The sequence below is a fragment of the Acrocarpospora pleiomorpha genome, assembly GCF_009687885.1.
GTDB lineage: Bacteria > Actinomycetota > Actinomycetes > Streptosporangiales > Streptosporangiaceae > Acrocarpospora > Acrocarpospora pleiomorpha.
Genome location: NZ_BLAF01000062.1, coordinates 38,838 through 53,187 on the forward strand (window position 1 = coordinate 38,838; position 14,350 = coordinate 53,187).

11 protein-coding genes are annotated in these 14,350 nt (G+C 67.6%); all 11 read left to right on the forward strand.

Annotation, left to right across the window (positions count from 1 at the left end):
* The first annotated feature begins 19 nt into the window (after positions 1 to 19).
* Positions 20 to 793 carry a (Fe-S)-binding protein gene (locus Aple_RS39655; protein WP_155349916.1) on the forward strand — a complete coding sequence of 258 codons (774 nt, stop codon included), beginning with the start codon at positions 20 to 22 and terminating at the stop codon, positions 791 to 793.
* Positions 790 to 2,184, forward strand: a complete 1,395-nt coding sequence (locus tag Aple_RS39660; protein ID WP_155349917.1) for a lactate utilization protein B — start codon at positions 790 to 792, stop codon at positions 2,182 to 2,184. Before Aple_RS39655 ends, Aple_RS39660 begins: the two co-directional genes overlap by 4 nt.
* Positions 2,181 to 2,762 (forward strand): LutC/YkgG family protein, encoded by a 582-nt coding sequence (locus tag Aple_RS39665; RefSeq protein WP_155349918.1) that lies wholly within the window; start codon positions 2,181 to 2,183, stop codon positions 2,760 to 2,762. Before Aple_RS39660 ends, Aple_RS39665 begins: the two co-directional genes overlap by 4 nt.
* Positions 2,763 to 2,784: 22 nt before the next feature.
* Positions 2,785 to 3,867, forward strand: coding sequence for a GNAT family N-acetyltransferase (locus Aple_RS39670; RefSeq protein WP_170321903.1), 1,083 nt, complete (start codon positions 2,785 to 2,787; stop codon positions 3,865 to 3,867).
* A gap of 79 nt (positions 3,868 to 3,946) precedes the next feature.
* Positions 3,947 to 4,867 carry a sirohydrochlorin chelatase gene (locus Aple_RS39675; RefSeq protein ID WP_155349920.1) on the forward strand — a complete coding sequence of 307 codons (921 nt, stop codon included), beginning with the start codon at positions 3,947 to 3,949 and terminating at the stop codon, positions 4,865 to 4,867.
* Positions 4,868 to 4,941: 74 nt separating this feature from the next.
* Complete coding sequence (gene cobC / locus Aple_RS39680) at positions 4,942 to 5,967, forward strand: Rv2231c family histidinol phosphate aminotransferase CobC (RefSeq protein WP_246265069.1); 1,026 nt, start codon at positions 4,942 to 4,944, stop codon at positions 5,965 to 5,967.
* A 10-nt stretch (positions 5,968 to 5,977) separates the two neighbouring features.
* Complete coding sequence (locus Aple_RS39685) at positions 5,978 to 7,309, forward strand: nicotinate-nucleotide--dimethylbenzimidazole phosphoribosyltransferase (protein ID WP_373869692.1); 1,332 nt, start codon at positions 5,978 to 5,980, stop codon at positions 7,307 to 7,309.
* Positions 7,310 to 7,536: 227 nt separating this feature from the next.
* On the forward strand, positions 7,537 to 8,532 hold the full coding sequence (gene speB / locus Aple_RS39690; protein ID WP_218038733.1) for an agmatinase: 996 nt from the start codon (positions 7,537 to 7,539) through the stop codon (positions 8,530 to 8,532).
* 79 nt (positions 8,533 to 8,611) lie between these two features.
* Positions 8,612 to 9,844: a uroporphyrinogen-III C-methyltransferase gene (gene cobA / locus Aple_RS39695; protein ID WP_155349923.1), complete on the forward strand. Its 1,233-nt coding sequence runs from the start codon at positions 8,612 to 8,614 to the stop codon at positions 9,842 to 9,844.
* An 83-nt stretch (positions 9,845 to 9,927) separates the two neighbouring features.
* Complete coding sequence (locus Aple_RS39700) at positions 9,928 to 12,666, forward strand: GTPase (RefSeq protein ID WP_246265070.1); 2,739 nt, start codon at positions 9,928 to 9,930, stop codon at positions 12,664 to 12,666.
* Positions 12,663 to 14,288 (forward strand): GTPase, encoded by a 1,626-nt coding sequence (locus Aple_RS39705; protein ID WP_155349924.1) that lies wholly within the window; start codon positions 12,663 to 12,665, stop codon positions 14,286 to 14,288. The genes Aple_RS39700 and Aple_RS39705 overlap by 4 nt, the downstream gene beginning before the upstream one ends.
* Positions 14,289 to 14,350: the final 62 nt, after the last annotated feature.

Consider the following 14,350-nt stretch of genomic DNA (forward strand, 5'->3'; position numbering starts at 1 on the left):
CATACCTGCGGGAGCACCTGTGCGGGTCGCACTGTTCATCACCTGTGTCAACGACACCCTCTTCCCCGACACCGGCCGGGCGGTCGTCACCCTGCTGCGCCGTCTGGGGGTGGACGTGGAGTTTCCGCAAGCCCAAACGTGCTGCGGCCAGATGCATGTCAACACGGGCTATCCGGCCGAGGGGGTACGGCTCGCGCGGCATTTCACCGAGGTGTTCGCGGAGTACGACGCGGTGGTGACGCCGTCGGGATCGTGCACGGCGATGATTCGCGAGCAGTATCCGCGGTTGGCGGCGGCTGCGGCGGGTTCGAAAGGCGGGCCGGTGGGTGGGGAGAGAGGTAGGGCATGGGGTGAGGTGGTTGATGAGGTGGTGCCGAAGGTTTATGACCTTTCGGAGTTTTTGGTGGATGTGTTGGGGGTTACGGATGTGGGGGCCTATTTTCCGCATCGGGTGACTTATCATCCGACGTGTCATTCGTTGCGGGGGTTGCATTTGGGGGATCGGCCGCGGCGGTTGTTGGAGGGGGTGCGAGGGTTGGAGTTGGTGGCGTTGCCGGGGGCGGAGGAGTGTTGTGGGTTCGGGGGGACGTTTGCGGTTAAGAATCGCGATATCTCGGCCGCTATGTGTGCGGATAAAGTGGGAAATGTCATGAAGACGGGGGCTGAAGTGCTCTGTGCTGCGGACAATTCTTGTTTGATGCATATCGGGGGGACGCTTCACCGGCAGAAGTCGGGGGTTCGGGTCATGCATCTGGCGGAGATCCTGGCGGCTACGGAGGGTGGGGCTCGATGAGTCAGACATTCGTGGGGATGCCGTCATTCCCGAAAAATGCCGCGAAAGCCGTACAAGACTCGCAGTTGAGGTTTAATCTTCGGAAGGCTACGCATACGATTCGGGGTAAACGTGCCGCCGTAGTCGGGGAGTTGCCGGATTGGGCGGAACTGCGGCAGGCGGGTAAGGCGATCAAGGATCATACGCTTCGTAACCTTGAGGAGTATCTGCTGCAGTTGGAGGCGGCGGTTTCGGCTGCCGGTGGGACGGTGCACTGGGCCAAGGATGCCGAGGAAGCCAACCGTATCGTCGCCGACCTGGTCAAAGCTACCGGCGAGACCGAAGTCGTCAAGGTCAAGTCGATGGCGACGCAGGAGATCGGGCTCAATGAGGCACTCGAGGTGGAAGGCATCAAGGCCTATGAGACCGACCTCGCTGAGCTGATCGTGCAGCTTGGGGATGATTGGCCGTCACATATCCTGGTTCCGGCGATTCATCGTAATCGAGCGGAGATCCGGGAGATTTTCCTGGAGCACATGGAGAAGGTGCCCCCGGGCCTCACCGATGAGCCAAGGGCCCTCGCCGAGGCGGCGCGACTGCATCTCCGGGAACGTTTCCTCCGCGCGAAAGTCGCGATTTCCGGCGCGAATTTCATGATCGCGGAGACAGGCACGCTCGTCGTCCTGGAATCCGAGGGTAATGGTCGTATGTGCCTGACCCTGCCGGAAACTCTGATCAGCGTCGTGGGGATAGAGAAGTTGCTCCCGACCTGGCGGGATCTGGAGGTCTTCCTGCAATTGTTGCCGCGCAGTTCTACGGGGGAACGGATGAATCCGTACACCTCAATGTGGACAGGTGCGGTCGAAGGGCAAGATTTCCACCTCGTTCTACTCGACAACGGACGTACCGACGTGCTTGCCGACGAAGTCGGGCGGCAGGCTTTGCGGTGTATTCGTTGCTCGGCGTGCCTGAACGTCTGCCCGGTATACGAACGGGCCGGTGGACACGCGTATGGATCCGTCTATCCCGGGCCGATCGGCGCGATTCTCACACCACAGCTGCGCGGCATGAACACCGAACTGGACCGATCGCTCCCGTTCGCGTCCTCTCTCTGCGGCGCCTGCTACGAGGTGTGCCCGGTCGCGATCGACATCCCAGCCGTACTCATCGATCTACGGGCAAAAGCCAAACATCCCCGCACCGAACGTATGGGCATGGCCGCCGCGGGCTGGGTCTTCAACCGTTCGGTACGGCTCGCGCGGGCTCAACGCTTCGGCGGACGTATGCGGAGACTGGTCCCCAAACGGCTCCCCGGCCCCCTGTCGGCCTGGACCGACACCCGCGACCTTCCCGACATCCCCAAAGATTCCTTCCGCGCCTGGTGGAACCAGACAGAAGGCGGCACCCGATGACCTCACGCGACGTGATCCTCGCCCGGATCCGCTCCGCCGTCGCGAACGCCCCCGACGTGGAGATCCCCCGGAACTATCAAGGCACAGGAGCGCACAGAGAAGACATAGTCGAATATTTCGCCGAACGAGTCCGCGACTACCGCGCTGTGGTCCATACCGTCAACGCGGCAGAAGTGCCCGACGCCCTCCGCGCCGCGCTGACCAGACGAGCAGCCGAACAGGTCGTCGTCCCCGAAGGATTCCCTGCCGACTGGCTCGCTGAATCGACGATCGAGGATCTGACGACCGCGGACGCTGTGGTCACCACCTGCGCCGTCGCGATCGCCGAAACCGGGACGATCGTGCTCGACGCGGGCGCCGGCATGGGCCGCCGAGCCCTCACTCTCGTCCCCGACTATCACCTGTGCGTCGTCCGCGCGGACCAGATCGTCCCCGGCGTGCCCGACGCTCTCGCCCGACTCGACCCGGCACGCCCCCTGACCTGGATCAGCGGCCCTTCCGCGACCAGCGACATCGAACTCAACCGCGTCGAAGGCGTGCACGGCCCCCGAACACTTGAGGTGATCATCTCGATCTGACGCCATGCCGTACGGTATGGGCGTGTTCGATGAACATCTCACGATCCAAACCGAACGCCTGATCTTGCGGCACTTCGGCCCGAGCGACGCGGCCCGCGTGCGGGCGATCGTCCAGGAAGGCAACCATTCGACCGCCCTGCCGCCCGGCGCTCCCGGCTACGCGGCGGGAATCGCGCAGTGGCTGTCCCATGGCGTACACGAACTGCGTAAATCCGGTCAGGGCCTGCACCTGGCCATCGAAGCCGCAGGCGCCATCATCGGCGCGATCAGCCTCTTCAAAACCCACTGGGGGACAGGCACCACCGAAGTGGGCTACGGCATACATCCCGACCATCGAGGACGTGGCTACGCCCCGGAAGCCGTACGCGGACTGGCCGAATGGGCGCTCGGACCCGCGCGCCTGCGCCGGATCGAGTTGCGCGCCACGATGGAGAACTCCGCGTCCATCCGGGTCGCGGAGAAAGCCGGATTCACCCGGGAAGGCGTGCTTCGCGGCGCCGGATTCGAGGACGACGGCCCGCATGACGTCGTCGTCTTCGGCCTGCTGCGCGGCGAGACCGGCCCCACGTTCGGCGGACGCCTCGACAGCCCCCGCCTGATCCTGCGCCCTTTCGGCAAACGCGACGCCTTCGACCTGCTCGCGGCCGTCAAGGACGACGCCGAGATGACCCGCTGGATGCCGTGGGCTCCCGGCTACACCCTGGAACGTGCCCTCGACTGGTGCACCAGGCTGGCGCATTCCGATCGGGTCAACGGCCTGACATTCGCGCTCGAACCCCGCGATGGCGGGCGGCTGGCCGGTGCCGTCGGCGTGCACCGGGCCGACCAGGAGCGCGGCGACGTCGAGATCGGCTACTGGGTCTCACCATGGGCGCGCCGCCAGGGGTACGCCGCGGAAGCCACCAAAACGGTGGCCGGCTGGCTGCTCGCGCAGGGGTACACGCGGGTGCAGCTGACCATCGCGACCGGGAACGTGGGCAGCCGCGCGGTCGCGCGACGGGCGGGTTTCACCGAAGAGGGGACCCTCCGGAAAGGCCTTCCGGTTCCGGGCGGACGCACCGATGCCATCCTCTACAGCCTGCTTCAGGACGAACTCCAACCTTAAATGACAGGTCAAGGATCCCCCATGGCCCAGTACCGTCCGCTATTGTCACGATCCGGACAAGGCATGGGAGATCGGTGAGATGAAACCGCCGCTGGTGCTCATCGGGCACGGCACGCACGATGAGACGGGCGTCGCTGAATTCGGCCGTTTCGTGCACCGGCTGCGATGCCGGCTGGACGGCGTGGTCGCCGATGTGACCGGCGGCTTCATCACCAAGGCCCGGCCGCCGCTGAGCGACTCGATCACCTCCCTGGTGGCCCGCGGCCACCACCACCTGATCGCGTTGCCGCTCAGCCTCACCAACGACCGGCGAGCCCTGGGCGACATTCCCGGCACGCTCGCGTTGGAGCAGGAACGGCACCCTACGCTCGGATACGACCTGGCACGTCCGCTCGGTCCGGACCCGCGTGTGCTCGAACTCCTCGCCGAACGTCTCGCCGACGCTCAGGCGGACATGCCCCATCTGGTACGGACCGAGCCCTTCCGCCTCACCGACGAGGAGCCTGAGCGCATCACTCCTGGTGAGACCGCCATCGTCCTGGTGGGTCACGGTTCTACGAATGTGTCCGTGAACGCGGAGGTGCATCGGGTTTCCCGGCTCTTCTGGGAGACCCACGCGGCTGAGTTCCTGACCGTCGAGACCGCGTACGTGTCGCACGCTCGTCCCGGCGTTCCCGGCGGCCTGGAGCGCTGCCGCCGCCTCGGGGCGAAACGGGTGATCGTGCTGCCGTATCTGCTGTTCGCCGGGGGCGTGCTGGAGCGGATTTGGGCGCAGGCGCTCGCATATGGGGCCAACCATGAGGGTATCGACATCCGGTGCGCCGAAGTCATCGGCGACTGCGAAGGACTGGCCGACGTGGTCATCGACCGCTACGAGGAAGCCCTCTCCGACGCGGCCGAATGGAGCGCCCGCCAGCGCGTGCAACAGGCCCTGACGGTCCAACGCTTCCCCCGCTCCCGCACCACAACCACCTACGCCGAAGAACCCACCCCGGTCTAAGCCGGACGGGTGGGAGAACCCGGCAATCGCCACTCCGTGAGGTCCTGAGTAGGGGTGGGATATGGTCGCTGGTCGTGTCTGAATGGGTGGATTTGCGGCATCACGGGGATCGTGAGGTTGCGCCAGGGCTGGTGGATCTCGCGGTGAATGTGCGGCAAGGGATGCCGCCAGGATGGCTTGCGGACGTGGTGCGCGATGCCGTCGGCGATCTCGCGGCTTATCCGTCCGGGGATCGGGCCAGGGCCGCGGTGGCGGAACGGCATGGGCGTGGTGTCGATGAGGTGCTGCTGACCGCTGGCGCGGCGGAGGCGTTCGTCCTGTTGGCGCGGGTGCTTCGGCCTCGGCGGGCGGTGGTGGTGCATCCGCAGTTCACCGAGCCGGAGGCCGCGCTGGCGGCTGCGGGGCATCGGGTGGAGCGGGTCATCCTGTCGGGCGCGTTCACGCTGGATCCCGAGCTGGTGCCGGACGACGCGGATCTGGTGATGGTCGGCAACCCGACAAATCCCACTTCGGTATCGCACCCGGTGCGGATTCTGCGGAGCCTTATCCGGCCAGGCCGGACGTTGGTGGTAGATGAGGCGTTCGCGGATTGCATCCCCGGAGAACCGGAGTCACTGGCATCAGTACAACTCCCCGGATTGATCGTGATCCGCAGCCTGACCAAGACCTGGGGACTGGCGGGGCTGCGGATCGGGTACGTGCTCGCGGACGCCCCCACGATCGCCCAACTGGCGGAGGCCCAACCGCTCTGGGCCGTCTCCACACCGGCTCTGGCCGCGGCGGAAGCCTGCATGACCCCTCGGGCGATCGCGGAAGCCGAAACGTGGGCCAGACAACTAGCCACAGACCGTAACTACCTGGTGTCCGGCCTACGGTCGCTGGGAGCGCACGTCATTCCCAACCCCCAAGCGTCATTCGTCTGCGTACGACTCCCCGCTGTGCGGTTGCCCTTACGCGAGAAGGGATTCGCCGTCCGCCGCGGCGACACGTTCCCCGGACTCGGCGAGGACTGGATCCGCATCGCCGTACGCGATCCGGACACCTCGGACGCGTTGCTCAAAGCATTGGAAGTCACAATGAACACGTCCCCCACGCGCTGAGGAGTGCCCCGTGCCGAGCCGTACCCGACTGACCGAGACCATCGCGGCGATCAGCCCACCGGACGCGGCGGCGATGGCCGAGGCCAGAGCCCATCAGGACCGGCTCACCAAACCACGCGGATCACTCGGCGCCCTGGAGGACGTGGCCGTCCGGCTCGCCGGAATCGCCGCGCTCTCGCCGCCCCCACTCCCGGAACCCGCCGCACTGGCCATTTTCGCCGCCGACCACGGCGTCCACGCGCAGGGCGTCAGCCCATGGCCGCAGGAGGTCACCACCCAAATGGTGGCCAACTTCCTCGCCGGCGGCGCCGTCGCGAACGCCTTCGCCGCCCAGGCGGGCATCTCGGTCACCGTCGTCGACGTCGGCGTCGCCACCGACCTGCCCCCCGCCCCCAACCTCCTCATCCTCAAGACCGGGTACGGCACCGCGGACCTCTCCCAGGGCCCCGCCATGACCGAAGATCAGGCCCTGACCGCCCTCCACTCCGGCATCGAAACAGCCACCACCTTGATCGCCAACGGCGCCCGCTGCCTCGTCACCGGCGACATGGGCATCGCCAACACCACCGCCTCAGCCGCCCTGATCTGCGCCTTCACCGGCCGCGACCCCGCCGAGGTAACCGGCAGGGGAACCGGCATCGACGACGCCACCCTCCACCACAAAATCGCCGTCATCCGCCAGGCCCTGACAAAGAACACGATCCTCGAAACTCCACCGACATCCGGTGACAGCCCTCAATCGCCACCCGCAGAACCCAAAACGCCAGCTCCTACCCCTCAGCCCGAAACCACAGCGCTTCCCCCCGCTGACGTGGCTGCCGCGGCGGTCCCACACGCTGCGTCCGTTCTTGGCAATGACGAGAGTGTGCTTTCGCATGTTCGCGCGGAGACCGGCGCGCTGCCACACTCTGGCGCCGATACTGCTGGGGCTCCCGACACTCGGGGCGAGATCACCGTAATGACTGGAGATCAGGCACGGGCCCTGCGCATTTTGGCGGCTGTCGGGGGTTTTGAGCACGCGGCGATTGCTGGGTTTGTACTTGGGGCCGCCGCGCAGCGCATTCCCGTCGTGCTGGACGGGGTGATCGCTGGAGCGGCGGCGCTGGTGGCGGCGGCTTTGGCGCCGGAAGCGGTCGGATACTGCGTCGCCGGACATCGCTCCGCCGAACCGGGACACACGGCGGCGCTGGAGTTCCTCGGCCTACGCCCACTCGTCGATCTCGAACTCCGGCTCGGCGAGGGCACCGGAGGACTGCTCGCCCACCCGCTGGTCGTCGCCGCAGCACGCGTCATGCACGACGTCGCCACCTTCGACTCCGCTGGCGTTTCCGACAAAACGTGAGCGGCGAGTTCACCGACAGGAAGTGAATGCCCGAGGCTCATGACGTATGCGGACAGCATCGTGAGGCTCATGGACGAGGGGGTGCGATGACTGTACGCCAGCGGACAGTCTCATGAGGTTCATGGTCGAAAGGATGCGATCGGGGCACATGTGGCTGTTGGTAGCTGGTGTCCGATCGGTGAATCAGGCCCAAGGTGGATGATGGCGGTATGGCTAGGTATGGGCCCATGTTTGGGCCGGATATCACGTTTCTTGGTGTTGATCGCTGCGACCTGACCGATCCGAGTAGCTTCGCGGAAGCCGATGTCGTTATCGTCGGGGCGCCTTTCGACGGCGGCACCAGCAATCGGCCGGGCGCGCGGTTCGGACCGCAGGCGCTGCGGCAGGCGTGCTATCTGAGTCATGACGGATCCCGGCCGAGCATGGCCCTGCGCGTGGACGGCCTGAAAGACCTCAAAGTTCTCGACGCCGGTGATGTGGAGTGCTACTCGGGCGACCTCGAGAACTCGATCAAGGACATCGAGGCCGCCGTCTACACGATCGCCCAGTCCGGCGCGATTCCGGTGATCCTCGGCGGCGATCACACCATCGCGCTCCCGGACGCTCGTGGCGTCGCACGTCACCACGGCTTCGGCCGCATATCCATGATCCACTTTGACGCCCACGCCGACACCGGTGAGATCGAGTTCGGCCACCTCTACGGACACGGCCAGCCCATGCGCCGCCTGATCGAATCCGGTGCGATCCGCGGCGACCGCTTCCTCCAGCTCGGCCTGCGCGGCTACTGGCCCGGCCCGGAAATCCTCAGCTGGATGGCCCAGCAGAACATGCGATCGTACGAAATGACGGAAATCGTCGCCCGAGGCCTCCCTGACTGCCTCACTGAGGCGTTCACGATCGCCCTGGACGACTGCGACGGGATCTTCCTCTCGGTCGACATCGACGTCTGCGACCCGGGCCACGCCCCCGGCACGGGCACCCCCGAACCCGGCGGCCTGACAGCCCGCGAACTCCTCGACACCGTTCGCCGCATTTGCTATGAATTGCCAGTCCTCGGCGTCGAGATCGTCGAGGTCGCTCCGCCGTACGATCACGCGGACATCACCGCCTTCCTCGGAAACCGTGTCGTCCTCGAAGCACTGTCCGCGATCGCCCGCCGGAGAGAGGTCGCCGCAGGAGGGGAGCCCTGGGATCCCAGGAAGCCCCTGCTTGAAGGCCGATAAGGAGCATCTCGTAAGTGCCGTCACAGGTCAGGCGGTAGGTTTACCTCCTGACGGACCTGTGTTGACCCAATGGGGAGAGATGGCGCCCTATCTGCTCGGATTGCGGCTCGACGGCCGGCGGGTGCTGGTCGTCGGAGGCGGACGTGTCGCCCAGCGGCGGGTGCCTGCGCTCCTGGACGCGGGGGCGTCGATCACCCTGGTCTCGCCGAGCGTCACCCCTGCCCTGGACGACCTGATAGCCGACGGCCGTGTGGTCTGGGAGCGCAGGCCGTACCAGCCGGGGGACTGTGACGGAGCCTGGCTGGTGCACGCCTGCACCAGCAACCGCGACGCCAACACCGCCATCGCCGCCGAGGCCGAAGCGAAACGCATCTGGTGCGTCCGCGCCGACGACAAGGACGCCTCCGCCGCCTGGACCCCGGCCAGTGGCCGGGTCGACGAGGTCAGCGTCGCGATCACCGCGGGTGGAGACCCACGCCGCGCCGTCGGCATCCGCGACGCCGTCGTCAGCGCACTCCGGGACGGTACGGTCGACGCCCGCCGCCACCGCACCAAACCGGTCGGCGTCGCCCTGATCGGCGGCGGCCCCGGCGACCCCGGGCTGATCTCGGTGCGCGGACGCCAGCTGCTGTCCCAGGCCGACGTGGTCGTGGCCGACCGCCTGGCCCCGCGCAGCCTGCTGGACGAACTGCCGCCCGACGTCGAGCTCATCGACGCGGCAAAGGTTCCGTACGGGAGGTTCCTGTCCCAGGAGCGGATCAACGAGCTCCTCGTCGAGCATGCCAAAGCCGGGCGTTTCGTGGTCCGGCTCAAGGGCGGGGACCCGTTCGTCTTCGGGCGCGGCGGCGAGGAGATGATCGCGTGCGCGAAGGCGGGAGTGCCGGTCATCGTGGTGCCGGGAATCACCAGCGCGGTCGCGGTCCCCGCCGCGGCGGGGGTTCCGGTCACCCATCGGGGAGTGAGCCAGGACTTCCATGTCGTGTCCGTGCACGTGCCGCCGGGGCATCCTGAGTCGAGCGTCGACTGGAAGGGATTGGCGCGATCCCAGGGAACCCTGATACTTCTGATGGCGGTTGAACGTATCGCGGAGATCGCGGAAACTCTGCAAGGTGACGGACGTTCGCCGGAAACTCCCGTAATGGTGGTACAGGACGGTACTCTTCCCACCCAGCGCACAGTAATCGCCACCTTGTCCACCGTGGCGGAGCGAGTGACCGCCGCCGGGCTTCGGCCCCCGGCGATCGTGATCGTCGGGGACGTCGTCGGAGTCGGCCAGGAGATTGAGATGGTGCGAGCGGAGCGGGTCCCGTGAAGTCGGCCCCCAACGTGCCCGGACACGAGCATGCCTCCGGTGACGCACCGGGTTACCCAATGATCGGCACCACGGGAGAAACCGTGAACGACGAGGTCGACGAGGGCCCCGGTGAGCAGACGGCATCGTTCCGCGCCATCCGGCCCGACGACCCACCCCCTGGTTCCATCCCGGAACCGGTGATCAACCAGGCGGTCAGAGCGAAGGTGCTGGCCGCCCAGGAGGGCGGTTCGGGCAAGAAGACCGAGAGCGCGTGGGCTCATCTGTCGGTCAGCGCCACTCCAGCCGAGGAGCCCACCCCCGAACCCGCCGCACCCGACCCGGAAAACGCGGAACAAACCACTCAGACCACCCCAGAGCCCGACAATACTGAGGAACCCTGGAGCTTCTTCCGGAACCCCGCCAAGGCTGGCTCCGCGCCCCGTTCTCACACCGACGAAGCGACTCCTGCCGCTGGCACCGTGGACTCCTCGGATGACACCGCAGGCTCCGGGGAAGGCCGAGCAGATTCGCCGACTGACGCGATCGGCACCTCGGGAGACACCCAGAATTCGGACGACGCCCAGGATTCGGCTGATCCCAGGGATTCCGGCAACACCAAGGGCTTGACCGACGCCCAGGAGGCGGCGGATCTCAAGCGCCCGCGTGGTGCCAAGGCTTTGGCAGAAGCGAGAGATTCGGGCGATGCCGGAAGTTCTGGCGACGCCCAGGAGCCCGCCGATTTCAAGCCCTCGCGTGGTGCCAAGGCTTTGGCCGATGTGAAAGCTTCTGGCGGTGCCGGAGGTTCTGGCGATGTCCAGGGGTCGGCCGATGCCGAGCGTTCCAGGGGTGCCAAGGGCTTGATCGACGCCAAGGATCCGGGCGATATCTGGAGTTTCGGCGGCGTCAAGCGTTCGGCCGATGCTCAAAGCTCGGGTACCGCCAGGACCTCGGGCGATATCAAGGACTCTGGCGATGATGAGGGCTCCCCGGGTGGTGTCCAGGATTCCCCGGATGCTGGCTCGGATGGCGATGTGGACTCCTCTGGGCACCTTGTCGCCTCCTCGGAGGGCTCTGCGGGTGAGGGCGCCGGTGGTGGTTACGGGAGTGACGCCGGTGATGTGGCCCGGGTGAAGAGTGGAACGTTTGTGCGGGCCGTACAGGAAGAGAAGTTGCCTGAGACGGTGTCGGCGGCGTTGACGGCGGCTCTGGCCCAGCTCAGGGAAGCCGTCACCGGGTTGCATTTCGGGCTTGACGTGCCGGGAGCCGATGAGGCGCGCAAGTCGCAGGCCGCGGTGCTGACGCAGCTGGACGACTACGTGATCCCGCGCGTGCACATGAGCACGGCTCCGGCGCTGGTCGTGGTCGCGGGCAGCACCGGCGCGGGCAAGTCCACCCTGGTCAACACGCTCGCCGCGCAGCAGGTCAGCGCCACCGGGGTCCGCCGCCCGACCACCGGCACGCCCGTCCTGGCCTGTCATCCGGACGACCGCGACTGGTTCGTCAAGGGCGACCTGCTCCCCGGCCTGAGAAGGCTGGACAAACCGGGCGAGGGCGCGGGGCTCGACAGCATCGTGATCGCCCCGACCGAACGGCTGCCCCAGGGCGTCGCCCTGCTTGACACCCCCGACATCGACTCGGTCGTCGAGGAACACCACCAGATCGCGCACCGCATGCTCGATGCCGCCGACCTGTGGGTGTTCGTCACCACGGCCGCCCGATACGCCGACGCGCCCTCCTGGGGGCTGCTCCGGCTGGCCAAGGAGCGCAACGCCCGGCTGGTGATCATCCTCACCCGGGTCCCGCCCAAGTCCCGCGACGTGATCGTGAAGCACTTCGTCCGCATGCTCGACGAATACGGCCTGGGCGAGGTCGAACGTTTCGTCGTCAACGAGACCACCGTCACCAATAGCAGGCTCCCCGACGACGAGGTCACCGAGCTGCGGATGTGGCTGGCCGAGCTCTCGGTGGACGACCAGCGGCGCACCCACGCCGTGCAGATGACCCTGAACGGGGTGCTCAACAGCTTCCGCAACCGCGTCCCCGCGCTCGCCCGCCACTTGGAGACCCAGGTGGCGCTCCGCGCGGACCTGCGCTCGGACGTGGACTCCGCATACATGAGCGCGCTGGCCGAGATCGACGAGGCCACCAGGAACGGCTCGCTGCTGCGCGGCGAGGTGCTGGCCCGCTGGCAGGACTTCGCCGGCTCTGGTGATCTCATGCGCACGTTACAGCTCCGCCGCGCGTCCAAAGCGGGCCAGCAGGGCCCGGAACGGCTGCGCGCGCTCAAGGGCGCCCTGCACACCGGCCTGGAATCCGTGATCACCTCGGCTGCCCAGCGCGCCGCCGAGGAGGTCGTCACCCGTTGGCGGCAGCGTGCCGGAGCGGGGGACAAACTGGCCGCCATCCCAGGTCTCGGCCGCCCGACCGAGGAGGCCGCGCGCCGGACCTCCCGCATGGTCACCTCGTGGCAGGACCACGTGACCGAGCTGATCAGAACCGAGGGCGTGACCAAACGTTCGGTGGCCAAGCTCGTCTCCTTCGATGTGCAGTCATTGGCGTTGATCTTCACGGTGGGGCTGCTCGGATACGGCACCACCGATGTGTCGGTCGGCTCCGGCAACAGCGCCCTGCCGCAGCGGCTGCTGCGCGGGTTGCTCGGCGCCGAGTCGCTGCGCAGCATCAGCGCCAAGGCGCGCAGCGACCTGCGGGCCAGGATCGGCCTACTCTTCGACGATGAGACGCTGCGCTATGTCGACGCGCTGGACAGCGCCGGGATCCCGGACGAAGCCGCGGCAACCCGGCTCTACCAGGCCACCTACAACCTCGAGGTAGCCCGATGACAATCAGCGCCGAACCCCGGCACGGACTTGGCACCAGGCTCGCCGCCCTCGCCAGGGTGGTCGAGTTGGGCCAGGGACGGGTCGATCCGGAGCTGCTCGACGAGGCCACCCAGCTCCTGCTGCGGGCCGGGAACCGGCTCAAACTCTCACCCGACCACACCGTGGTGGCGCTCGCCGGGGGCACCGGCAGCGGCAAGTCATCCCTGTTCAACTCGGTCTCCGGGCTCGAGCTGTCGCCGACCGGCGTGCGCCGCCCGACCACGGCGCGCACGCACGCCTGCGTGTGGGGCCTGGAGGGGGCCGCGCCGCTGCTGGACTGGCTGCAGATCCAGTGGCGGCACCGGTTCGCCCGGGCCAGCGCGCTGGACAAGGGCGAGAGCCAGTTGCACGGCCTGATCCTGCTCGACCTGCCCGACCATGACTCCATCAGGGCGCTCACCGACACCGAGGCGGACCGGCTGATCACCGCCGCCGACCTGATCGTCTGGGTGCTCGACCCGCAGAAATACGCCGACGCGGCCACCCATCGGCGCTACGTGACCGAGCTGGCCGGACACGACGCCGTGACCGTCTTCGTGCTCAACCAGGCCGACCGGCTGACCCCGGAGGAGCAGGCCATCTGCGTGGCCGACCTGGAGGAGCTGCTGAAGCGGGAGGGCGTGGCCAACCCGACGGTGGTCGCCACGTCGGCGACGACCGGCAAGGGTATCGACGGCCTGAAGGCCGTGCTGGCCGAGTCGGTGAGCGCGCGCCGGGCCGGATACCTCCGCCTGGAGGCCGACCTGGACAAGCTCATGCTGCGGGTGGCCAAGGACATGCCCGAACTGCTGCACGTCGAGCCCATCGTGGACGGCGCCCGCCGGGCCGGGCTCGCCGACGCGCTGTGCGACGCCGTCGGCGCGGCCGCGGTCGGTGAGGCCATCGAGAACGTCTACGGCGTGCGCTCGATCGACTGGGTCGGCTGGCCCTACGCCCGCTGGGCCGCCATGTTCCGGCCCGACCCGCTGAAGAGCCTGCGCCTCGGCGACGTCAAGGACGACATCCGCACCCTCGTCGGCGGCTCGGTCCGGGCTCAGCCCGCCGAGGTGGACAACGCCGTCCAGGCGCTGTCGGACGGGCTCAGCCAGGGCATGCCCGAGGTCTGGCAGGACGGCGTCAGGGACGCGGCCCGCTCCCGCTCCGGCCAGCTGCCCAAGGTGCTGACCGACGAACTGGGCGAGATCGCGCCGCCGCTGGACCGGGTGCCCGCCTGGTGGTGGCTGGCCAAGATCTGGCAGTACCTCCTGGTCCTGCTGTTCCTGGCGGGCCTGGGCGTGACCGGCGCGATCGTGGCCTACGGCGTCTTCGAGGCCGGGCCGCCGCCGACCGACCTGCTGGGCGACGTCGGGGTGCTGCCGTGGGTGCTGCTCATGATGGCCAGCGTGCTCGGAGTCGGCCTGCTCTCCGCGGTGGCCAGCCGGAACTTCATCGTGCTCGCGGCCGGGTCTGAGCGGGACCGGCTGGAGCGGGACATGCGGCGGCGGGTGTCCGGCGTGGCGCAGGAACTGGTGGTGGAGCCAGTGGAGCGCGAGCTGCAGCGCTACAACGATTATCACGAGGCATTGAATACCGCGAAGTACTAGCGGCCCGCTTCGAGCCCTGTGGATAACGCCAGTTATCCACAGAGCGTCGTTCGGTCGCTTCG